The sequence below is a fragment of the Paracoccus sp. DMF genome (genome assembly GCF_004407025.1).
Classification (GTDB): Bacteria; Pseudomonadota; Alphaproteobacteria; order Rhodobacterales; family Rhodobacteraceae; genus Paracoccus; species Paracoccus aminovorans_B.
In genome coordinates, this window is record NZ_SOKV02000026.1 from 25,724 (window position 1) to 48,322 (window position 22,599).

The window sequence follows — 22,599 nt, forward strand, 5'->3', positions numbered from 1 at the left end:
GCCATGTCGCTTTTTGCCGGGAACATGTCGCGCTGTGGACATGATTCCGCGCCGGCTGTGGCAGAGATGTTTCTCAGCAAAGCTCACGCGCGAAAAAGGAGTCGCTCGCCATGAAAACCCATGTGAAGGCCCTGGTGGTCGGCGGCGGCGCCGTCGGTTGCGGCATCGCCCTGCATCTGGCGCGCGCCGGCTGGGACACGCTGCTGGTCGAGCGCGACGAGCTGACGGCCGGCTCGACCTGGCACGCGGCCGGCCTTCTGCCGCTGTTCAACATGGGCTACGCGACCAGCCACATCCATGACTATTCCGTCAAGCTCTATGCCGGGCTCGAGGCCGAGACCGGGCTGAACGCCGGCTTCACCCGCTGCGGCAACCTGCGCATGGCGCAGACCCAGGACCGGATGGACGAATACGAGCTGTATTCCTCGATCGCCGAGACCGTGGGCGTCGAGCATGAATTCATGACCCCGGCCCAGATCAAGGATCGCTGGCCGCTGGTCAATATCGACGGGCTGAAGGGCGCGCTGTTCCACCCGACCGACGGCTATATCAACCCGGCCGACGTGACCCAGGCCATGGCCCGCGCCGCGCGCATGGCCGGCGCCAGCATCGAGCGCAAGATCCAGGTCAACGGCTACAAATGGACCGGCGACGAATGGATCGTCACCTGTGAAAAGATGATCGAAAAGGGCGGCAACCTGGTCGGCTCGGGCGAAGAGTTCGAGATCCGCGCCGAGCATGTGGTGACCGCGACCGGCAACCACGCGCAGCGCACCGCGCGCCTTCTGGGCATCAAGATCCCGGCGATCCCGGTCGAGCACCAGTTCATCGTCACCGAGCCCGACCCGGCGCTCTTGGCCTGGCGCGAGGCCGGCAACCCCGAGCATCCGGTGCTGCGCGACGCCGACGCGAAATGGTATGTGCGCGAGGAACGCGGCGGCTGGATCCTCGGCCCCTATGAGGCCGGCGCACCCGCCCGCTTCAAATACGACGTGCCGGAAACCTTCCGCGCCGACCTGTTCCCGCTGGACCTGGAACGGATCGAGGAAGAATACATGTCGATGATCCACCGGCTGCCCAGCTCGGAAACCGTGGGTCTCAAGGACGATTTCAACGGCCCGATCTGCTACACCCCCGACGGCAACCCGCTGGTCGGCCCGGCCCCCGGCCTGCGCAACATGTGGCTGGCCGAGGGCTTTTCCTTCGGCATCACCGCCGCCGGCGGCGTCGGCTACTACCTGGCGCAGATGATGACCCAGGGCGAGGCCGAGATCGACATGGCGAGCCTCGACCCGCGCCGCTATGGCCAGTGGATGACCACCGAATACGCGGTGCAGAAGAACGAGGAATGCTACGAGCACGTCTTCATCCTGCACCACCCGGACGAGGAACGCGAATCCGCCCGGCCGCTGCGCACCGCCCCGGCCTATGACCGCCAGGTCGCGGCCGGCGCCCAGATGGGCCAGGTGAACGGCTGGGAGCGCCCGAACTACTATGCCCCCATCGGCTTCGACGACCACGCCGCGCGCAGCTTCCGTCGCGGCGGCTGGTGGCAATATGCCAAGGCCGAGGCCGAGGCCGTGCGCAACACTGCCGGCCTGATCGACGCCTCGGCCTTCACCAAGCACCGGGTTTACGGCCCCGGCGCCACGGCGTTCCTGGACTGGTTCACCACCAACAAGCTGCCCAAGGTCGGCCGCATCAACCTGACCTATGCGCTGACCGAGACCGGCACCACCCGCACCGAATACACCATCGTGCGCCTGGCCGAGGACGACTATTACCTGATCTCGGCCGGTGCCTGGACCGATTACGACGCCGACTTCCTGCGCAAGACCGCCGAAGAGATGGAGGGCGAATTCGGCCAGGTCATCATTCAGGACGTGACCACGCAATGGGGCGTCTTCGCCATCGCCGGGCCGAAGTCGCGCGCCATCCTGAACGAGCTGGTGCGCGACGCGAACCCGGAAACCGTGCTCGGCAACAAGCGTTTCCCGTGGCTGACGATGCGCAATATCGAGCTTGGCATGTGCCCGGTGCGCGCCATCCGCGTCGCCTATACCGGCGAGCTGGGCTGGGAACTGCATCACCCGATCGAATTCGGCCGCTATCTCTGGGACCAGCTGGTCGTGGCGGGCGAGAAGCACGGCATGAAGCTGGTCGGCGCCCGGGCCCAGAACTGGCTGCGGCAGGAGAAATCCTATCGCGCCTTCGGCACCGAACTGGGCCGCGACGCGACGCCGCTGGAAGCCGCGCTGGACCGCTTTGTCGACTTGGGCAAGGAATTCAACGGCAAGCAGGCCATGCTCGACAAGGGCGTGCGCTCGCTCTGCTGCACGCTCTTGATCGACGGCCCGGCCGATGCCGACCCCTGGGGCCGCGAGGCGCTCTTTACCGAGGACGGCGCGACCAAGATCGGCCGGCTGACCTCGGGCGGCTGGTCGGCGGCCTTCGGCAAGTCCATCGGCATGGGCTATGTCCGCCCCGACCTGGCCAAGCCGGGCACGCGGCTGAAGGTCCGCATGCAGCGCCAGCTCTGGGACGCGGTGGTGACCGAGGACAGCCCCTATGACCCGGAAAACAAGGTGATCCGCGTCGACGGCTGACCCTCCTCCCCAGCCGCTAGATGCAGGAAAGGCCCGGCGCGCTGCCGGGCCTTTTTGCTGTTGGGTCAGTCGGTTACAGCAGGAAATCCGCCCCGGCCAAGCTGTGGCTGCCGTTCAGCGCCACCGAGAAATCCGCCCGGCCGTCGCCATTGCTATCGGCCAGGATCGTGGTCACATTGCCGGCCCGCTCATAGCGCAGCTCGCCCGCCGCGCCGGTAAAGGCACGCTCGCCGATCAGCCGGAAGGCCTGGTCGCCGGCAAGCCCGGCATGCGCGTCGATGCCGCGCAGGTCGATGCGGTCGCCCTGGGCGTGGCTGAAATCCTGGATCAGGTCGCGCCCCGCCGCTGCCACGCCCGACTCGCCCAAGCCCAGGAACACGAACTGGTCGGCGCCCAGCCCGCCGTTCAGCCGGTCCGCGCCGGCGCCGCCGGTCAGCACGTCATTGCCGGCGCCGCCCAGCAGGCTGTCGGCCCCGGCGCCGCCCAGCAGGCTGTCGTTGCCGCCCCGGCCATCCAGCTGGTCGTTGCCGGCGCTGCCGTTCAGCCGGTTCGCCGCGAGATTGCCCCAGAGCCGGTCGGCAAAGCCCGAGCCGTCCAGGTTCTCGATGCCCAGCAGCAGGTCGCTGCCCTGGCCGCCGCCGATCGCCTGCGCGCCGGCCGTCGCCAGGTCCACCCGCACGCCGCCGCCGGCCGCGCCATAGCCCGCCGTATCGGTGCCGAGCCCGCCGCTCAGCGTGTCGGTGCCGGCCCCGCCGATCAGCGTGTCATTGCCCGCGGCCCCGGACAGCAGGTTCGCGGCGCCATTGCCGGTCAGCACGTCGGCGAAGCCCGAGCCGTTGACGTTCTCGATCCAGCTCAGCGTGTCGCTGCCCTGGCCGCCGCCGATCACCTGCGCCGTGTTCAGCGACAGGTTCACCCGCACGCCGCCCGTGGCCCCGCCATAGGCGACCAGGTCCACGCCCGCGCCACCGTCCAGCCGGTCGTCTCCCGCCCCGCCGTTCAGCGTGTCGTTGCCGGCGCCGCCCAGCAGCGTATCGTTGCCCAGACCGCCAAGCAGCGTATTGTTGCCGGCATTGCCGCTGATCCGGTTCGCCACCGCATTGCCGGTGCCGTTGATATTGCCCGAGCCGAGCAGGGTCAGGTTCTCGACATGAGCCTCGATCCCGCGCGAGAAATCGGTGAAGACCGTGTCAATTCCGGCATTCGCCGTCTCGACCACCCGGTCGCCGGCCGTGACGTAATAGCTGTCGTTTCCGGCACCGCCGACCAGATCCTCGGCCGCGCTGGTGCCGCGCAGCACGTTGGCCCGGTCGTCGCCGATGGACCAGTTGTCATCGGCGATGCGGATCTCGACGATCTGGGTGGTGCCGCCATCGACAAAGGTCATCTGTCCTGTCAGTTCTACGACAAGGTAGGCGACCTCGCCGGGATCCTGTTCACCGTCGCGCAGTGCATAGACCGACATGCCGCGGCTGGTGTTGTAGGGCGAGGTCGAGGAAATACTGATCCAGCCGCTGCCTGACGAGGCGCCGATGTCGCTGAAATCCGCAGTGCCACCGCTGGTCGAGACGTGGTAGCTATAATTGACATAATGATTGGTCATGCCGCTGAAGTTCAGCGCCACATCGACGCTTTGGCCTTCGCGGATGGTGATCGAGTCGGGCAGGTCGGCCACATAGGTTGTCGGCGTGGGGGCGGCGGTGCCGATGACTTCGAACGAGGTGTCGAAACCCAGCGCGCGCAGATCGTCATTCGTATAGATGCGTCGGTTGCCGTAGATGTCGGTGATCCAAATCCTCTCCAGGTCCACCGGCCCGGAAAAGGTGCTGCCACCAATGCTGCGCGTTTGTGTAGAGCTTCCGTCCAACCAGTCGTCGCTATCACCAGAGATAATAAGCAGGTCCCAGTCGTTGAAAGAGCCGCTACCAAAAGAATAGGAAATATCACGATCGAACCAGAGGGATACACTTTCGATTTCTGTTGTGTCTATCCCGCTTGCCGCGAAATCCGCCGCGACGTTTTCCCCCCTCAAGTCAATCACATCCGGCAGATCAAGCGATGTGAGAACCGGCGGGGTGGTATCGGCGCTGGTGCTGGTGATGTTGATCGAGGTGTCGATGCCAAGCGCACGCAGTTCCGCATTCGTCACATCGGTCTGGTTGCCCAGATTGTCGGTGATCTGAACCCGCGCGATGTTCAGTGGCCCGGAGATATTATGCGGCAGCACGCCGGTTGTGTAGCTGTGCGTGCCGTCCGACCAGTCGCTGCCATAGCCGTGGATGATCTGAAACTCATAAGCGCCTTGAGTCGTAGCCAGCGGCCGGTCGTAGTAAACCGTGACTTGGCGGATGCCGTCTGGATCCTCGACCGTCGCCGCGAACAGCGCGGAAACGGTGTCCTGGTCCAGATCAAGCGTGGTGGGCGTGGTCAGAGAAAGCAGTCGCGAAGGGCCGGTGTCGGGCATGATCAACCAATGGTAAACAATACGTGATCCATGTGCCTTACCCTGTCCCGGATTGCCGCAGTAGCTGGCGATTTGGACAGGTTTCCGAACGCCGTGCTCGCGATTTCAAGGCGCACCGCCGGTGCATCCGCAGTGTACGCTCGGTGTACGCCGGTCACAGGCGTTCTTTGAACAGAAGATTGCCAAGACCGTTACGCGCCCTGCGTCCGCAGCCCTCTATCCCCGCAACGCCCCCAGCCGCCGGGTCAGATCGTCCCGCAGCGCCACCCGCTCCTCGGGGGCCAGGAAGGCGCCCAGCTCGACTTCGCGCCGGCCGTCGGTCAGCACCAGGTAATCCTCGACCGGGCCATTCGCCCGCAGCACCACCCGGACCCAATAGGGGTTGGTCCGCCAGATGCGGTCGGCGCGGCCCGGGTCGCTGCGCACCAGCTCGAGCCGGTCGTGCGACAGGTGCATCACCTCCTGCGGCACCCGATAGCTGTGCCGGATCGCCGCCCACAGCCCCCAGACCGCCAGCGCGGCAAAGGGCAGCAGACCCCACAGCACCGCCGTGCCCAGCACCGCGATCAGCGGCAGCGCCAGGAAGCCCGCCGTCAGCCCGATCACCCAGGCAAAGCCGCGCCGAGGCAGGGCGCGATGCGGGCGGATCTCCAGACGGAAAACGGCCCCGGATTGCTCCGGGGCCGCGTCATGCCATTGCCAGGGCATCGCTCAATGCGCGTGGCTGCGATCCCAGTCCTCGCGCTTGGGCAACTGCTCGAACGTGTGCTCGGGCGGGGGCGAGGGCAGGGTCCATTCCAGCGTGTCGGCGTGCTCGTTCCAGTAGTTCGGCACGTTCACCCGGCGCCCGGCGAAGAGCGTGTAGAACACGATGCCGATGAACAGCAGGAAGGAGGCGAAGCTGATATAGGCGCCGATCGACGAGATGTTGTTCCAATAGGCGAACTCGACCGGGTAGTCGATGTAGCGCCGCGGCATGCCCTGGCGGCCCAGGAAGTGCTGCGGGAAGAAGATCATGTTCGAGCCGAGGAACATCATCCAGAAATGCAGCTTGCCGGCCCATTCCGGGTATTGCCGGCCGGACATCTTGCCGATCCAGTAATAGACCCCGGCGAAGATGCCGAAGACGGCGCCCAGGCTCATCACGTAGTGGAAATGCGCCACGACGTAATAGGTGTCGTGATAGACCCGGTCGAGCGGCGCCTGCGACAGCACCACGCCGGTCACGCCGCCGACGGTGAACAGGAACAGGAAGCCGAAGGCCCAGAGCATCGGCGTCTTGAACTCGATCGAGCCGCCCCACATGGTCGCGATCCACGAGAACACCTTGATGCCCGTGGGCACGGCGATGGTCATGGTCGCCAGCATGAAATAGGCCTGCTGGGTCAGCGACATGCCGGCCGTGTACATGTGGTGCGCCCAGACCACGAAGCCCAGGATGCCGATCGCGGCCATGGCCAGGACCATCGGCAGGTAGCCGAAGATGGGCTTCCGCGCGAAGGTCGAGATCACGTGGCTGATGATGCCGAAGCCGGGCAGGATGATGATATAGACCTCGGGGTGGCCGAAGAACCACAGGATGTGCTGATAGAGCACCGGATCGCCGCCGCCGGCCGGGTCGAAGAAATGCGTGCCGAAGTTGCGGTCCATCAGCAGCATGGTGATCGCGCCGGCCAGCACCGGCAGCGACAGCAGGATCAGCCAGGCGGTGATGAAGACCGACCAGGCAAACAGCGGCACCTTGAACAGCGTCATGCCGGGGGCGCGCATGTTCAGGAAGGTGGTGATGATGTTGATCGCGCCCAGGATCGACGAGGCGCCCGAGACGTGGACGGCAAAGATCGCCAGGTCCATCGAATAGCCGCCTTCGGTGGTCGAGAGCGGCGGATACAGCACCCAGCCCACGCCCGAGCCGGGCTGGTCCGAACCGCCGGGAGCCAGCAGCGAGGCGATGCCCAGCGCCACGCCGCAGACATACATCCAGTAGCTGAGGTTGTTCAGCCGCGGGAAGGCCATGTCCGGGGCGCCGATGTGCAGCGGCATGAAATAGTTGCCGAACCCGCCGAACAGCGCCGGGATCACGACGAAGAACATCATCAGCACGCCGTGATAGGTGATCATGACGTTCCAGAGATGCCCGTTCGGAGTGCATTCCGCCGAGGCATCGGCGATCAGCCGCGCGCCTTCCAGGCACATGAGCTGCACGCCGGGATGCTGCAGCTCCATGCGCATGTAGACGGTGAAGCAGACCGAAATCAGGCCGACGACGCCGGCCGTGAACAGGTAAAGGATACCGATATCCTTGTGGTTGGTTGACATGAACCAGCGGGTGAAGAACCCGCGGGTGTCATGATGGTCACCGTGGCCGTGAACGGCTGCGTCTGCCATGCGTGGACTCCCTCAGATGCGGCTGGCCGGCCTCGGGGGCCAGCGGACTCGCTATCGGTTCTAGAACAGGATGATGGGCTGAGGCAATCCGCCACAGGTCTCAAATGACACGCCCCCGGACGCTTTCGGCGTGCCGGGGGCGCGAATGTTGCCGCTTGGCGACAGGATCGGCTCAGTTCGACGCCGGCGCGGCGGGAGTCTCTGCAGGGGCCTCGGCGGGAGCATCGGCCGCGGGCGCGTCGCCGGCCGCGGGGGCGGCGCCCGCCTCGGGCGAGTGCTGCGCCAGGAAGGCCACCACGTCGGCCTGGTTCTTGGTCAGCTTGAAGGTCATCTTGGTTTTCAGCGACTTGTCGCCGACCTTTTCCGCGACGTATTTGTTCGGGTCGGTGATGTAATGCTCCAGATCCTCGGGGGTCCAGACCTCGCCGGCCTCGCCCAGCTTGATCAGCGCGTCGGAATATTTGAAGCCTTCCTCGGTACCGGCCTTGCGCCCGACCACGCCGTAGAGGTTCGGCCCGGTCTTGCCGCCCTTGACCACATCCGAGCCGTCCGGCGACTGGATCATGTGGCAGGCCTTGCACTTCTTGAATTCCTTCTCGCCCTTGGCCGGGTCTCCGGCGTCCTGGGCCATGGCGGGCAGGGCGAGAAACGTGGCGGCGAGAGTGGCGTAGATGCTGGTCTTCATCGCGAATCCTCTGGGTTCTTTTCCTTGAGTCGACGAGAGGACCCTCGTCCTCCTCCGAAGTACAGGGGTAACATGCCGGGCTGGGGTGCAACACCGTCAAAAAGTCGCAGAAAGTTTTGAGACTGCTTTTCCGTGCGGGTGAAAATCAGCCGGCCAGCGGCGGGAAATGCCGTGCGAATCCGGCCCGCAGCGCCAGGTCGAGGTCGCCCATCCCGACCGGCAGGCCGAGATCGACCAGGCTGGTCACGCCATGGCCCTGGATGCCGCAGGGCACGATGCCGGCGTAATGGCCGAGGTCGGGCTCGACATTGATCGAGATGCCGTGGAAGCTGACCCAGCGGCGCAGCTTGACGCCGATGGCGGCGATCTTGTCCTCGCGCATGCTGCCGTCGGGCAGGGGCGCCTTGTCGGGCCGGGCGATCCAGACGCCGACGCGGCCGTCGCGGATCTCGCCCTTCAGGTTGAACTCGGCCAGGGCGTCGATGACCCAGGATTCGAGCGCCTTGACGAAGGCGCGCACGTCGCGGCCACGCCGGTTCAGGTCCAGCATGACATAGACCACGCGCTGGCCGGGACCGTGATAGGTATATTGCCCGCCGCGGCCGGTCTCGTGCACCGGGAAGCGGGCGCTGAGCAGGTCTTCGGCTTTGGCCGAGGTGCCGGCGGTATAGAGCGGCGGATGCTCGACCAGCCAGATCAGCTCGTCGGCGCGGCCTTCGTGGATCGCGGCGGCGCGCGCCTCCATGAAGGCGACGGCTTGCGGATAGTCGGTCAGTCCGGGGGCGGTGATCCATTCGGTCATGGCCGGCAGATATTCCTGCGGACGGGCTGTCGCAAGGGGGCGCCGTCGGCGGTGGGGGCGCTGCCCCCACGCCCCCGGGGTATTTGCCGAGCAAAGAAACATGAGCCTGCTTCAAGATCATTGTGCGGATGTTGAATTTCACTAAATGCCTGTGTGCCTGTATAGGTTGCCACCCAACCCAAGCCCGGATGCCGCCATGACCCTGCCCAAGTCCCCCGTCTTCGAAGCCCTGCGCGAGGCCGCGCGCCAGCGTATCCTGATCCTCGACGGGGCCATGGGCACGCAGATCCAGCAGCTGGGCCTGAAGGAGGACGATTTCCGCGGCCATGGCGGCGGCTGCAACTGCGGCTGCCATCCGCCGGTGCCGGGCGAGCATCCGCAGCAGGGCAACAACGACCTGCTGATCCTGACCCAGCCCGCGGCGATCGAGGAGATCCATTACCGCTATGCCAAGGCGGGCGCCGATATCGTCGAGACCAACACCTTTTCCTCGACCACCATCGCCCAGGCGGATTACGGCATGGAGGCGGCGGTCTATGACCTGAACTTCCACGGCGCGCGCATCGCGCGCCGGGCGCTGGACCGCGCCACGGCCGAGGACGGGCGGCTGCGCTGGGTGGCGGGCGCGGTGGGGCCGACCAACCGGACGGCCTCGATCAGCCCGGACGTGAACAACCCCGGCTATCGTGCCGTGACTTTTGACGATCTGCGCGTGGCCTATGCCCAGCAGATCCGCGGCCTGGTCGATGGCGGTGCCGACCTGATCCTGATCGAGACCATCTTCGACACGCTGAACGCCAAGGCGGCGATCTTTGCCTGCGAGGAGGTCTTTTCCGACGTGGGGCTGCGGCTGCCGGTGATGATCTCGGGCACCATCACCGACCTGTCGGGGCGCACGCTGTCGGGGCAGACGCCGACCGCCTTCTGGTATTCGGTCAGCCACGCCCGACCCGCCACCATCGGGCTGAACTGCGCGCTGGGGGCCGCCGCCATGCGCCCGCACCTGGCCGAGCTGTCCTCGGTCGCGGATACGCTGATCTGCGCCTATCCCAATGCCGGCCTGCCGAACGAGATGGGCCAATACGACGAATCGCCCGAGGAGATGGCCGCGCAGGTCGCCGAATTCGCCCGCGAGGGGCTGGTGAACGTGGTCGGCGGCTGCTGCGGCTCGACGCCCGAGCATATCGCCGCCATCGCCCGCGCCGTCGAGGGCCTGCCGCCGCGCGCGATCCCCGAGATCGAGCCGCGCCTGCGCCTGTCGGGGCTGGAGCCCTTCGTCAAGACCGACGACATTCCCTTCGTCAACGTGGGCGAGCGCACGAACGTCACCGGCTCGGCCAAGTTCCGCAAGCTGATCACCAATGGCGATTACGCCGCCGCGCTGGACGTGGCCCGCGACCAGGTCGAGAACGGTGCCCAGATCATCGACGTCAACATGGACGAAGGCTTGATCGATTCGAAGCAGGCGATGATCGACTATCTGAACCTGATCGCGGCCGAGCCCGACATCGCCCGCGTGCCGGTGATGATCGACAGCTCGAAATGGGAGGTGATCGAGGCCGGGCTGAAATGCGTGCAGGGCAAGGCCATCGTGAACTCGATCTCGCTGAAGGAGGGCGAGGAGGCCTTCCTGCACCATGCCGACCTGTGCCGCCGCTACGGTGCCGCGGTGGTGGTCATGGCCTTCGACGAGAAGGGCCAGGCCGACACCGAGAACCGCAAGGTCGAGATCTGCGCCCGGGCCTATGACATCCTGGTCAACCGCGTCGGCTTCCCGGCCGAGGACATCATCTTCGACCCGAACATCTTCGCCATCGCCACCGGGATCGAGGAGCACGACAACTACGGGTTGGACTTCATCGGCGCGACGCGGCGGATCATGCAGCAGCTGCCGCATGTGCATGTCTCGGGCGGGGTGTCGAACCTGAGCTTCAGCTTCCGCGGCAACGAGCCGGTGCGCGAGGCGATGCATGCGGTGTTCCTGTATCACGCGATCCAGACCGGCATGGACATGGGCATCGTCAACGCCGGCCAGCTGGCCGTCTATGACCAGATCGAGCCCAGCCTGCGCGAGGCCTGCGAGGATGTGGTGCTGAACCGCAAGCCCAAGGCCGGCGGCACGGCGACCGAGAACATGCTGGAGATCGCCGAGCGTTTCCGCGGCGAGGGCGGCGCGAAGGCCCGCGAAAAGGACCTGACCTGGCGGACCTGGCCGGTGGACAAGCGGCTGGAACATGCGCTGGTCAACGGCATCACCGAATATATCGACGAGGACACCGAGGAGGCCCGCCTTGCCGCCGCGCGGCCGCTGCATGTGATCGAGGGCCCGCTGATGGCCGGGATGAACGTGGTCGGCGATCTGTTCGGCTCGGGCAAGATGTTCCTGCCGCAGGTGGTGAAATCGGCGCGGGTGATGAAGCAGGCGGTGGCGCATCTGCTGCCCTATATGGAGGCCGAGAAGGCCGCGGCGGGCGGCGGTGGCGGCGCCTCCAGCGCCGGCAAGATCCTGATGGCGACGGTCAAGGGCGACGTGCATGACATCGGCAAGAACATCGTCGGCGTCGTGCTGGCCTGCAACAATTACGAGATCATCGACCTGGGCGTGATGGTCCCGGCGACCAAGATCCTGGAAACCGCCAAGGCCGAGAAGGTGGATATCATCGGCCTGTCCGGCCTGATCACCCCCTCGCTGGACGAGATGGCGCATGTCGCCGCGGAAATGGAGCGCGAGGGTTTCGACATTCCGCTGCTGATCGGTGGCGCGACGACAAGCCGCGTGCATACCGCCGTGAAGATCCACCCGCGCTATGCCAAGGGGCAGGCGGTCTATGTCACCGACGCCAGCCGCGCCGTGGGCGTGGTGGGCAGCCTGCTCTCGGGCCAGAAATCGGCCTATGTCGACACGGTTCGCGCCGAATACCTGGACGTGGCGAACCGTCATGCCCGCGCCGAGGCGGACAAGAAGCGGCTGCCGCTGGCCTCGGCCCGCGACAATGCCGTGCGCATCGACTGGACCGGCTATCAGGCCAAGGCGCCCGAATTCCTGGGTGCGCGCGTCATCGACGATTTCGACCTGGCCGAGATCGCGCGCTATATCGACTGGACGCCGTTCTTCCAGACCTGGGAGCTGAAGGGGGTCTATCCGCGCATCCTTCAGGACGAAAAGCAGGGCGAGGTGGCGCGCCAGCTCTTCGCCGATGCGCAGGCGATGCTGACGCGCATCATCGACGAATCCTGGTTCAAGCCGCGCGCCGTCATCGGCTTCTGGCCGGCGAATCGCATGGGCGACGACATCCGCCTGTTCACCGCCGACGACCGCGCGCATGAGCTGGCGACGCTGCACACCCTGCGCCAGCAGGTCAGCAAGCGCGACGGCCGCCCGAACGTGGCCCTGGCCGATTTCGTCGCCCCCGAGGGCCATCGCGACTATGTCGGCGGCTTCGTGGTCACGGCGGGCGGCGAGGAGCAGCAGATCGCCGAACGCTTCAAGGCGGCGCATGACGATTTCTCGGCGATCCTCGTGCAGGCGCTGGCCGACCGCTTCGCCGAGGCGCTGGCCGAGATGATGCACGAGCGGGTGCGCAAGCAATACTGGGGCTATGCCGAGGAAGACTTCAGCCCCGAGGAACTGGCGGCCGAGCCCTACAAGGGCATCCGCCCGGCGCCCGGCTATCCCGCCCAGCCCGACCACACCGAAAAGACCACGCTGTTCCGGCTGCTGGATGCGACGGCGGCGACCGGGGTCGAACTGACCGAGTCCATGGCGATGTGGCCCGGCTCGTCGGTCTCGGGCCTCTATATCGGCCATCCCGAGGCCTATTATTTCGGCGTCGCCAAGGTCGAGCACGACCAGGTCCTGGACTATGCCCATCGCAAGGGCATGTCGCTGCGCGAGGCCGAGCGCTGGCTGGCGCCGATCCTGAACTATACGCCGCAAGGCGCCGTGGCGGCGGAGTGAAAAACCGAGCCATGGTGGAATTGGCGCGGCGGGTGAAAATCTCTCTTTTCATCCGCCGCGCAACCGTCTAGAACGCGCGGGCCTGCGGCAGTGCGGTCGTGGCGGAATTGGTAGACGCGCAGCGTTGAGGTCGCTGTTCCTTAACCGGAGTGGAAGTTCGAGTCTTCTCGACCGCACCAACATCCCTTCCCTGAAGCGATGCCATGCTCTTTCTCGCCCCGGCGGAGAAAGCGCGTTCTCCTGGACGGCTGCGCGGCGCCATGCCGCGTCTTTCCCGGCGCCATCCCCCGGATTTCGATGGATTTCCGCCGCGAAACCCGCCTAGTCTCTGGCCCGCAGCTAGGGAGAGTTTCCATGTCCGACAGCATGTCCCCCGATTGGGGCTTCGACACCAGCGCCGTCCATGCCGGCAGCGCGCCCGACCCGGCGACCGGCTCGCGCCAGGTGCCGATCTATCAGACCACCGCCTATGTGTTCCAGGACGCCGGCCATGCCGCGCGGCTCTTCGGCCTGCAGGAGGTCGGCTATATCTATTCCCGCCTGACCAATCCGACCGTCGCCGCGCTGCAGACCCGCATCGCGGCGCTGGAGGGCGGCGCGGGCGCGGTCTGCTGTTCCTCGGGCCATGCGGCGCAGATCATGGCGCTGTTCCCGCTGATGGGGCCGGGCCGGAACATCATCGCCTCGACCCGGCTTTATGGCGGCACCATCACCCAGTTCAGCCAGACCATCAAGCGCTTCGGCTGGTCGTGCAAATTCGTCGACCTCGACGATCTCGAGGCGTTGCGGGCGGCGGCGGACGAGGATACCCGCGCCATCTTCTGCGAATCGATCAGCAACCCGGGCGGCTATGTCACCGACATTCCGGCGGTGGCCAAGGTGGCGGACGAGCTCGGCGTCCCGTTGATCGTCGACAACACGCTGGCGACGCCCTGGCTTTGCAAGCCGCTGGAGCTGGGCGCCACGCTGGTCGTGCACAGCCTGACGAAATACATCACCGGCAATGGCACCGTGACCGGCGGCGTGATCGTGGACGGCGGCAAGTTCGACTGGTCGGCCTCGGACAAGTTCCCCAGCCTGTCGCAGCCCGAGCCGGCCTATCACGGGCTGAAGTTCCACGAGACCTTCGGCAGCCTCGCCTTCACCTTCCACGGCATCGCCATCGGGCTCCGCGACCTGGGCATGACCATGAACCCGCAGGCCGCGCATTACACGCTGATGGGGGTCGAGACCCTGGGCCTGCGCATGCAGCGCCATGTCGAGAACGCGCAAAAGGTCGCGGAATGGCTGGAGAAGGACCCGCGCGTCACCTCGGTCACCTATGCGGGGCTCGCGTCCTCGCCCTGGAACGCGACGGCGCGCCGGGTCTATCCCAAGGGGGCGGGGGCGCTTTTCACCTTCTCGATCAAGGGCGGCTACGACGCGGCGGTGAAGCTGGTCGACAGCCTGAAGCTCTTCAGCCATGTCGCGAACCTGGGCGATGCGCGTTCGCTGGTGATCCATTCCGCCTCGACCACGCACAGCCAGCTCAGCGACGCGCAGAAGATCGCGGCCGGGGCCGGGCCGGACGTGGTGCGGCTGTCGATCGGCATCGAGGACGCGCAGGACATCATCGCCGATCTCGACCAGGCGCTGGCGGCGGCGACGGCCTGAACGAAACGGGCGGCGGAATGGCCCGCCGCCCGTTCTGCTGCATTCGTGGCGCTCAGTTCGCCGGCGCCTCGCCTTCGGGCGCGTCGGGGGCAGGGACATCGGGGGCAGGGGCCGAGTCCGGTGCCGCGCGCCCTCATGCATGGCGAAGACGGCGGTCACATGGGCCGTCACCGTCAGCTCGCCCGCCTCGATCGGCGTGTCGGCCTGCTTGGCCGCAGCCGCCATCATCATCGGGCGCGGCCCGCCGCCGGCCTGGGCCTCGGAGAGCGAGATCAGCGGCCCGAGCTTCATCCCGGCCGCCTCGGCCATGACCTCGGCACGGTGGCGTGCATCGGCGATGGCGGCGGCGCGGGCCTGGTCCAGCGCCTCTGTCATGTCCTCGCGCGAGAAGCTGATGCCGCTGATCTCATTGGCGCCCGAGGCGACCAGCTTGTCCAACACCCCGCCAAGCGCCGCGATGTCGCGCACGCGCAGCGTCACCATGTTCTGCGCAGCGTAGCCGGTCAGCTTGGGCGGCTGGCCGTCCTGATAGTCGATGACCGGCGACAGGTTCAGCCCCGAGGTCTGGATGTCGCGGGCCTCCATCCCCTCGGCCTTCAGCGCCTCGATGACCTTGCCTTGCTGTTCGGCGTTCTGCGCCATGGCCTCGGCGGCGGTGTCGGCGCGCGAGCTGACCCCCAGCGAGATCGTCGCCATGTCGGGCTGGGCCGCGGACTGGCCCTCGCCGGTCACGGTCAGCTTGGCCATGGGGCCGTGATGCTTGCCGGGGTGTTTCATGGCGTGCTGTCCGATCTGCGGCGGGGGCGGCGGCGGGGCGTCGGGGGCGGCGGCCTGGGCCAGCAACGGGCCGGCGCCGATGACGATCAACGTCGCCGCGGTCAGCAGGGGGCGGAATGGGGCCATGATCTCTGTCTCCTTGGCGCGGCCTTGGGGAAGGGTTCTGGCCGCGCGATTGTCGTTCCCGCCCCATAACACCGGAAATCGCGGTTTGGATGCCTCACAATCCGGTGTTCCGCTTTTCACGGATCGCGTTCTGCGGTAGTCCATTCAAAAAGATCACAAGAACGCGCGCAGGCGCCCGGGACCGCAGAGCAAAGCCTATTCATGTCGCTTGATTCCGTTACCGAATACGCCCTTTCCTTCAGCGAGGATGCCGTGCATCTGCAGCGCCGCGAGACCGCGGCCGAGGGGCAGGTGCCGGCCGCCTGGCGCCATCTCGGCTCGGTCGAGTTCGACTCGGCCGGGTTTCGCGAGGAATTGACCGCGCTGCGCGCCATGGCCGGGGACGCGGCTCCGCTGCCGGTGACGCTGGTCATTCCCGACGACCAGATCCTTTACACCACCCTGACCGTCGCCCCCGGCGCCGACCGCGAGCGGTCGGTGGGCCGGGCACTGGACGGGCTGACCCCCTATGCCATCGACGACCTGGCCTTCGACTGGGAGGGCGACGGCGACAGCGTGCGCGTCGCCGCCGTGGCGCGCCAGACCCTGCGCGAGGCGCGCGACTTCGCCGCGCAATACGGCTTCGACGGCCAGGGCTTCTGCGCCGCCCCGTCCGAGGCCGCCTATCCGGGCGAGCCGGTCTTCGTGCTGGATCCGCCGGCCCGCGCCCGACCCGCGGTCGATCCGGCCCAGGCCGGCGTGACCTCGGCCGGGCTGCAATTCGCCGAGGACAGCGCGCCCTCGGATCTGGACCTGGGCGGCGACGTGACGGAGGCCGCGGCGGAAACCCCCGCCGAACCCGGGCCGACGGCGGAGCCCGATACGCAGATGCCCGCCGCCGAAGCGCCGCCGGCCCCGGCACCGGCCGCCGACGCGACGCCCGCGGAAGCCGATGCGCCCGAGGCCGATGCCGCCACGGCCGATGTGCCGGACCCCGAGGCACCCGAGCCGGAAGCGAAGGCGTCCGCGCCTGCCGATGATGCGCCCGCCCCGCCGGCCGGCGCAGCCGAGGCCGAGACCGCCGAGGCCGCAGTCGCCGTGGTGCGCCACGCGCCGACCGCCGCCGAGGGTGCCGCGGCCCTGAACCCGCGCGCCCGGGCCATCCATGAACGCGCCGCCGGCGCCCGCAAGACGCGCGAGACCGTGGCCGCGCCGCCGCCCGGCCGCCGCCCGGGCGGGCTGGTCGGCCTCGTCGGCATGCTGGCGGCGCTGGTCGCCGGGCTGATCCTGATCTGGGCCTTCGTGGTGCCGCGCGACGGTGGCGACAGCCTGGCCGAATCCACCCCTGCGATCGAGCGGCCGGCCGATCCGGCGCCGCAAGCCGCCGCGGTGTCGCCCGCCACCGAAGCCGCGCCGCAGAGCGTTGCGCCGACCACGCCCGCCGCTGCGCTGGCGCCCGGGGCTGGCGCGCAAACCGCGGCAATCGACCAGCCGGCGCCGGCGCAGCCCGCGCCGCAGCTGGCCGCGCCCGCCGCGCCGATCTCGGCCCTGACCGAGGAGGAGCGCCGGCGCGTCATCGTCGCCGCCGCCGCGGTCGCCGCCGCCGTGGTGCCGCCCTCGACCCATGCCGCTGCGCCTGCGGCCCCGGATGCGCCGGCCGCGACGGCCGCGGTCCCGCTGCAAGCGCCCGCCGTCGCCGCGGCCGCTCCGGCAGCCAGCGTCGCCGCCACCCGTCCCGCTGCCGCGCCGCAGCAGGTGGCCCGGACCACGCCCTCGGCCGCACGGCCGACCACCCCGGCGCCGGCAGCGGGACGCCTCAGCAGTTCGGCGCGGCCGCAGCTGGCGCCCCGGCGCAGCACGCCGCAGACCAGCGCACCGCGGGCCGACAGCGCGCCGCGCCTGCCGGCCGATCCCTTGCCCTATGCGGCAAGCCAGAAGGCGGCGCAGCCGATCCGCGCCACCCGTCCGCCGGAGCGCGCCCGCCGCACCGTCGCCCCGGCCGCGGCGCCGGCCGCCAGCCCGGCTGCGGCGCCCGCCGGCCGGGTCGCCCAGGATGCGACGCTGCGCGGCTCGTCCCGGCCGCCGCTGCGCCCCGAGGGCGCGGCCCCCGCCCTGATCGAGGACGAGCCGCTGACCCCGGCCGATGACCGGCAGTTGCACGATCTGATCCGCGACCTGGGCCGGCACGGCCTGGTCGAGGCCCGGATGGTGCCTGCGGCCGAGGGCGCGCGGCTGGCCCAGGCCCGGCCGTTGCGCAAGCCCGGCAAGGCCGCCACCGCCAGCGATGCGGTCAGCGCCTCGGCCGTCGATGCCGCGCTGCGCGCCGCCACGACGCCACCACCGGACAAGCCCGGCCGCAGCGCGGAAGCCGCGACGCCCGCCCGGGATTCGGGCGGGCTTTTGCGTGGCTCGTCCCGCCCGCAGCCGCGTCCCGGCAAAGGCGGCGCCACGCCCTCGGCCGGAGCCATCGACGCGGCGCTGTCGGCCGCCGCCGCTGCCCCGGCGACGCCCGGTGCGGTGCAGCTTTCGGCGCTCGCCTCGTCGCCCTTGCCGCCCCGGCGCGGCGCTGCGGCCGAGCCCGCCGCCGACCCGGCGCCCGGCCCCGAACCGGCCGCGGCGGCCCCGGCAGCGGCGGCGCCGGCTGCGGGCCCCAGCGATGCCGAGATCGCCGCCCGCCGTGCGCTCGACGAACAATTGCAGGCCCAGGCCGAGGCGCGCATCCGCGCCCGCGCCCAGGCCGATGCCGCCGCCGAGGCCCAGGCCCGCGCCCAGGCCGAAGCCCGCGCCCGCGCCCAGGCCGAGGCCGAGGAACGCGCCGCCCGCGCCCGCAAGCAGGATTACAAGCCGCCGGAAATCGACAACGAGCCCGAGATCGCCGCCACCGCCCTGTCGAAAGGCGTGTCCTCGGCCGGCGTGGCCAAGGCCGCGACCCAGGCGCGCGGCATGGACACCGGCCGCACCACCATCATCGGCATCATCGGCGCCGGCCAGGCCAGCCGGGCGCTGATCCGGCTGCGCAGCGGCAAGGTGGTGACGGTGCGGCTGGGCGACCGCATCGACGGTGGCACCATCAATTCGATCGGCAACGGGCGGCTGACCTATGTGAAGTCGGGCCGCACCCACGAACTGCGGATGCTGGACGGGCGCTGATGGAATCCTTCCTGCTGATCGCCACCGTCTACCTGCTGACGATGGTGATCGCCGTGCCGCTGTCGGCGCGGCTGGGCCTGGGCTCGGTGCTGGGCTATCTGGTCTCGGGCATCGTGATCGGGCCGGTGCTGGGCCTCGCGGGTTCCGCCGGGGCCATGGCCGACCTGCAGCATTTCGCCGAATTCGGCGTGGTGATGATGCTGTTCCTGATCGGGCTGGAGCTGGAGCCCGAGGCGCTGTGGCAGATGCGCAAGAAGCTCCTGGGCCTGGCCGGGATGCAGATCCTGGGCACCGTGGCGCTGCTGGCGCTGCTGGCGATGGCGCTGAACCAGGACTGGCATGTCGCGGTGACGCTGGGCATGATCCTGTCACTGAGCTCGACCGCCATCGTCTTGCAGACCCTGTCGGAAAAATCGCTGATGCAGACCCCGGGCGGGCGCAGCGCCTTCGCCGTGCTCTTGACCCAGGACATCGCCGTGATCCCGATGCTGGCGCTGATGCCGCTGCTGGCGACGCGGGCGCCGCTGCCCACGTCCGAGGAGCATATCGGCGAGGCCTTCATGCATTCGCTGCCCGGCTGGGCGGCGGCGCTGGTCACGCTGGGCGCGGTGGCGGCGGTGATCCTGATCGGGCAATACCTGATCCGGCCGATGTTCCGCTATGTCTATTCGGCGCGGCTGAACGAGCTCGACACCGCGCTCGCGCTGCTGATCGTGGTGGGCATCGCCTCGCTGATGGAATTCGTCGGCCTGTCGCCCGCGCTTGGCACCTTCCTGGCCGGGGTCATGCTGGCCGGGTCCGAGTTCCGCCACGAGCTCGAGGGCCAGATCGCGCCCTTCAAGGGGCTGCTGCTGGGGCTGTTCTTCATCACCGTCGGCGCCGGCATGGACTTCGGCATCCTGTTCCAGCAGCCGGGGACCGTGCTGGGCGTAACGGTCGCGCTGATCGCGATCAAGGCGGTCGTCCTGCACCTGATCGCCCGGCTGACCGGGCTGCGCGGCCGCGACCGCACGCTGTTCACCCTGTCGCTGGCGCAGGCCGGCGAATTCGGCTTCGTGCTGATCTCCTATGCCGTCTCGCTGGCGATCCTGCCGCGTGCCCTCGCGCAGGGCATCCTGCTGGTCATCGCGCTGTCGATGCTGGCAACGCCGCTTCTCTTCATCCTGTCGGACTTCATCTCGCGCCGCATCGCCGAGGAACGCGCCAGCGACCTCGCCGACGAGATCGAGGAGCAGCAGCCGATCATCATCGCCGGCGTCGGCCGCTTCGGCCAGGTGCTGAACCGGCTGGTGACCATGTCGGGGTTCAAGACCACGGTGCTGGACCACGACCTCGCGGTCATCCAGCTGATGCGCCGCTTCGGCTTCAAGGGCTATTTCGGCGACCCGACCCGGCCCGAGATCCTGGCGGCGGCCGGGCTCGACAAGGCGCGCGTGCTGGTCGCGGCGCTGGACGACCCCGAGGCAAACCTGCGCCTGGTGCGCTATGCCAAGGAGAAACGCCCCGACATCGTGGTGATCGCCCGCGCCCGCGACCGGGTGAACGTGTTCCAGCTCTATGCCGCCAAGGCCGACCATATCGTGCGCGAGACCTTCGACAGCTCGCTGCGCGCCGGGCGCTATGCGCTGGAGCATGTCGGCCTGTCGCCCTATGAGGCGGCCGAGCTGGAGCGCATCTTCTACCGCATGGACCGTGCCCATCTGCGCGAACTGGCCGAGGTCTGGAAGCCCGGCGTCCCGGTCGAGGAAAATCCCGAGTACATGGCGCTGAGCCGCGACCTGAATCGGCAGCTGGAAAACGCCCTGATCGAGCGCTTCTCGCACGGTCCAAGCGCCGCGCCCATCGGGTCGGAAGGCGACGAGGCGCCCGAGCACGGGCTGACCCGCCCCGGTCGTCCGGGTGGTCGCTGAGGTCGATGTCCGGGCTTTCCGGTTGTTGCTCGGTCGGGTTTGAGTATTTGGAAAACGGTGAATGCAGGGTTGGCGAGAGCCTGGCGCGGTCCATTCTGGTGGCGCCGCGGCGGTTGGGTATTTGAGGAGCAAAGAAGCGCGCAAGAGATCTTGTCTTCACTGTTTTCCAAATACTCCTGCGGCGCTGCCACGGCCCGGGGCCTTGCCGGGCGGGCGCCGAGACCCTAAAAGGCGGGCAGCCTTGCCAAGGGGAATGCCATGCTTGACCATCTGACCTATACCGCGCCGGAACCGAAAGTCATCCAGGGCGCGAAGCAGGATTGGGAACTGGTCATCGGGCTGGAGGTCCACGCCCAGGTCGCCTCGAACGCCAAGCTGTTTTCCGGCGCCTCGACCGGCTTCGGGGCCGAGCCGAACAGCCATGTCGCCTTCGTCGATGCCGCCATGCCGGGGATGCTGCCGGTCATCAACGAATTCTGCGTTGCTCAGGCGGTCAAGACCGGGCTGGGGCTGAAGGCGGCGATCAACCTGCGCTCGGCCTTCGACCGCAAGAACTATTTCTATCCCGACCTGCCGCAGGGCTACCAGATCAGCCAGCTCTACCACCCGATCGTGGGCGAGGGCGAGGTGATCGTGGACATGGGCCCCGGCGTCGCCCGCCGCGTCCGCATCGAGCGCATCCATCTGGAGCAGGACGCCGGCAAGTCGATCCATGACATGGACCCGAACATGAGTTTCGTGGACCTGAACCGCACCGGCGTCGCGCTGATGGAAATCGTCAGCCGCCCCGACATCCGCGGGCCGGAGGAGGCGGCGGCCTATGTCGCCAAGCTGCGCCAGATCATGCGCTATCTGGGCACCTGCGATGGCAATATGCAGAACGGCAACCTGCGCGCCGACGTGAACGTCTCGGTCTGTCCGCCGGGCGCCTATGAGCGCTACCAGGAGACCCAGGACTTCAGCCATCTCGGCACACGCTGCGAGATCAAGAACATGAACTCGCTGCGTTTCATCCAGGCCGCCATCGACTACGAGGCGCGCCGCCAGATCGCCATCCTGGAGGACGGCGGCAAGGTGGTGCAGGAAACCCGGCTCTACGATCCCGACCGCGGCGAGACGCGCTCGATGCGATCGAAGGAAGAGGCGCACGACTACCGCTATTTCCCCGATCCCGACCTGCTGCCGCTGGAGATCGAGCAGGCCTGGGTGGACGGCATCGCCGCCTCGATGCCCGAGTTGCCGGACCAGAAGAAGGCTCGTTTCGTGGCCGATCTGGGGCTTTCCGAATATGACGCCGGCGTGCTGACCGCCGAGGTCGAGAATGCCGATTACTTCGAGGCCGTGGCCCGGGGCCGCGACGGCAAGATGGCCGCGAACTGGGTCATCAACGAGTTGTTCGGCCGGCTGAACAAGGAGGGGCTGACGGTGGAAACCTCGCCGGTTTCCGCCGCGCAGTTGGGCGGGGTGATCGACCTGATCGGCTCGGGCGCGATCTCGGGCAAGATCGCCAAGGATCTGTTCGAGATCCTGTGGACCGAAGGCGGCGACCCGGCCGAGATCGTGGAAGCGCGCGGGATGAAGCAGGTCACCGACCTTGGCGCCATCGAGGCGGCCGTGGACGAGATCATCGCCGCCAATCCGGCGCAGGTGGAGAAGGCCAAGGCCAATCCGAAGCTCGCCGGCTGGTTCGTGGGGCAGGTGCTGAAGGCCACCGGCGGCAAGGCCAACCCGGCCGCGGTGCAGGAACTGGTGGCGCGGAAGCTGGGCCAATAGGCGGACGGCTGGGGCGCGGGATCTGGTCTCCGGGGCTGTGTCCTTCGTGGGTCAGACTTGGGCGCGGCTCTCGCCGCTCCGTCGTTGCTGATTTAACCATGTTGGTCGTTGGGGCAGCGCCGCAGCATGCGCAGTTCGGCTGGTGGTCTCATAGCCAGCCCTTGTTGAAGCAGAATTCAGCTTGTCCGCGATGGTATGTTCGGGCGCCGGATCAAAGCCTGTCGAATCGTGATCACCGACGATGATCGGGCCAGCAGGCTGCCGAACGGCGTGCAATCTTGGCTCTGGTTGATGCCTAGGTCATGTTGACAAAACGGGATTCCACTGG

General features: G+C 68.0%; 11 protein-coding genes, 1 tRNA gene and 1 pseudogene. 7 read left to right on the forward strand and 6 right to left on the reverse strand.

Features of this window, described 5'->3' with window-relative positions; genetic code table 11:
* Window positions 1-110 precede the first annotated feature (110 nt).
* Window positions 111-2,606, forward strand: coding sequence for an FAD-dependent oxidoreductase (locus E3D03_RS13740; RefSeq protein ID WP_263567396.1), 2,496 nt, complete (start codon window positions 111-113; stop codon window positions 2,604-2,606).
* 73 nt (window positions 2,607-2,679) lie between these two features.
* On the opposite strand, the gene E3D03_RS13745 is transcribed toward E3D03_RS13740, so the two are convergent.
* The 5 genes from E3D03_RS13745 to lipB all read right to left on the reverse strand — a co-directional run bounded on the left by E3D03_RS13745 (window position 2,680) and on the right by lipB (window position 8,945).
* Window positions 2,680-5,070, reverse strand: a complete 2,391-nt coding sequence (locus tag E3D03_RS13745; protein WP_263567397.1) for a calcium-binding protein — start codon at window positions 5,068-5,070, stop codon at window positions 2,680-2,682.
* Between the two features lie 216 nt (window positions 5,071-5,286).
* The gene (locus tag E3D03_RS13750) at window positions 5,287-5,778 is read right to left on the reverse strand and encodes a DUF2244 domain-containing protein (RefSeq protein ID WP_263567398.1); all 492 of its coding nucleotides are present in this window, start codon (window positions 5,776-5,778) and stop codon (window positions 5,287-5,289) included.
* Window positions 5,779-5,781: 3 nt separating this feature from the next.
* On the reverse strand, window positions 5,782-7,458 hold the full coding sequence (gene ctaD, locus E3D03_RS13755) for a cytochrome c oxidase subunit I (RefSeq protein ID WP_263567399.1): 1,677 nt from the start codon (window positions 7,456-7,458) through the stop codon (window positions 5,782-5,784).
* A gap of 172 nt (window positions 7,459-7,630) precedes the next feature.
* Window positions 7,631-8,143, reverse strand: coding sequence for a c-type cytochrome (locus E3D03_RS13760; RefSeq protein WP_263567400.1), 513 nt, complete (start codon window positions 8,141-8,143; stop codon window positions 7,631-7,633).
* Between the two features lie 145 nt (window positions 8,144-8,288).
* On the reverse strand, window positions 8,289-8,945 hold the full coding sequence (gene lipB, locus E3D03_RS13765; protein ID WP_263567401.1) for a lipoyl(octanoyl) transferase LipB: 657 nt from the start codon (window positions 8,943-8,945) through the stop codon (window positions 8,289-8,291).
* Between the two features lie 196 nt (window positions 8,946-9,141).
* Here lipB and metH point away from each other — a divergent pair, with 196 nt between their 5' ends.
* The 3 genes from metH to E3D03_RS13780 all read left to right on the forward strand — a co-directional run bounded on the left by metH (window position 9,142) and on the right by E3D03_RS13780 (window position 14,556).
* Complete coding sequence (gene metH / locus E3D03_RS13770) at window positions 9,142-12,903, forward strand: methionine synthase (RefSeq protein WP_263567402.1); 3,762 nt, start codon at window positions 9,142-9,144, stop codon at window positions 12,901-12,903.
* A gap of 92 nt (window positions 12,904-12,995) precedes the next feature.
* Window positions 12,996-13,082: transfer RNA gene (locus tag E3D03_RS13775), tRNA-Leu, on the forward strand.
* Between the two features lie 175 nt (window positions 13,083-13,257).
* On the forward strand, window positions 13,258-14,556 hold the full coding sequence (locus E3D03_RS13780) for an O-acetylhomoserine aminocarboxypropyltransferase/cysteine synthase family protein (protein WP_263567403.1): 1,299 nt from the start codon (window positions 13,258-13,260) through the stop codon (window positions 14,554-14,556).
* A gap of 204 nt (window positions 14,557-14,760) precedes the next feature.
* Here the strand turns inward: E3D03_RS13780 and E3D03_RS21325 are convergent.
* A pseudogene (locus E3D03_RS21325) lies at window positions 14,761-15,603 on the reverse strand (SIMPL domain-containing protein); the annotation flags it as partial.
* A 57-nt stretch (window positions 15,604-15,660) separates the two neighbouring features.
* Here E3D03_RS21325 and E3D03_RS13790 point away from each other — a divergent pair.
* The 3 genes from E3D03_RS13790 to gatB all read left to right on the forward strand — a co-directional run bounded on the left by E3D03_RS13790 (window position 15,661) and on the right by gatB (window position 22,271).
* Window positions 15,661-18,588 (forward strand): hypothetical protein, encoded by a 2,928-nt coding sequence (locus tag E3D03_RS13790; RefSeq protein ID WP_263567404.1) that lies wholly within the window; start codon window positions 15,661-15,663, stop codon window positions 18,586-18,588.
* Window positions 18,588-20,498, forward strand: a complete 1,911-nt coding sequence (locus E3D03_RS13795; protein WP_263567405.1) for a monovalent cation:proton antiporter-2 (CPA2) family protein — start codon at window positions 18,588-18,590, stop codon at window positions 20,496-20,498. Before E3D03_RS13790 ends, E3D03_RS13795 begins: the two co-directional genes overlap by 1 nt.
* A gap of 258 nt (window positions 20,499-20,756) precedes the next feature.
* A complete protein-coding gene (gatB, locus tag E3D03_RS13800; protein ID WP_263567406.1) occupies window positions 20,757-22,271 on the forward strand; it encodes an Asp-tRNA(Asn)/Glu-tRNA(Gln) amidotransferase subunit GatB in 1,515 nt (504 codons plus the stop codon).
* Window positions 22,272-22,599 lie beyond the last annotated feature (328 nt).

What these genes read in the sequence shown, in the direction of transcription:
- E3D03_RS13740 (WP_263567396.1), top strand. Translation starts at nt 111, where the DNA reads ATGAAAACCCATGTGAAGGCCCTGGTGGTCGGCGGCGGCGCCGTCGGT.
- E3D03_RS13745 (WP_263567397.1), bottom strand. Translation starts at nt 5,070, where the DNA reads ATGCCCGACACCGGCCCTTCGCGACTGCTTTCTCTGACCACGCCCACC.
- E3D03_RS13750 (WP_263567398.1), bottom strand. Translation starts at nt 5,778, where the DNA reads ATGCCCTGGCAATGGCATGACGCGGCCCCGGAGCAATCCGGGGCCGTT.
- ctaD (WP_263567399.1), bottom strand. Translation starts at nt 7,458, where the DNA reads ATGGCAGACGCAGCCGTTCACGGCCACGGTGACCATCATGACACCCGC.
- E3D03_RS13760 (WP_263567400.1), bottom strand. Translation starts at nt 8,143, where the DNA reads ATGAAGACCAGCATCTACGCCACTCTCGCCGCCACGTTTCTCGCCCTG.
- lipB (WP_263567401.1), bottom strand. Translation starts at nt 8,945, where the DNA reads ATGACCGAATGGATCACCGCCCCCGGACTGACCGACTATCCGCAAGCC.
- metH (WP_263567402.1), top strand. Translation starts at nt 9,142, where the DNA reads ATGACCCTGCCCAAGTCCCCCGTCTTCGAAGCCCTGCGCGAGGCCGCG.
- E3D03_RS13780 (WP_263567403.1), top strand. Translation starts at nt 13,258, where the DNA reads ATGTCCGACAGCATGTCCCCCGATTGGGGCTTCGACACCAGCGCCGTC.
- E3D03_RS13790 (WP_263567404.1), top strand. Translation starts at nt 15,661, where the DNA reads ATGTCGCTTGATTCCGTTACCGAATACGCCCTTTCCTTCAGCGAGGAT.
- E3D03_RS13795 (WP_263567405.1), top strand. Translation starts at nt 18,588, where the DNA reads ATGGAATCCTTCCTGCTGATCGCCACCGTCTACCTGCTGACGATGGTG.
- gatB (WP_263567406.1), top strand. Translation starts at nt 20,757, where the DNA reads ATGCTTGACCATCTGACCTATACCGCGCCGGAACCGAAAGTCATCCAG.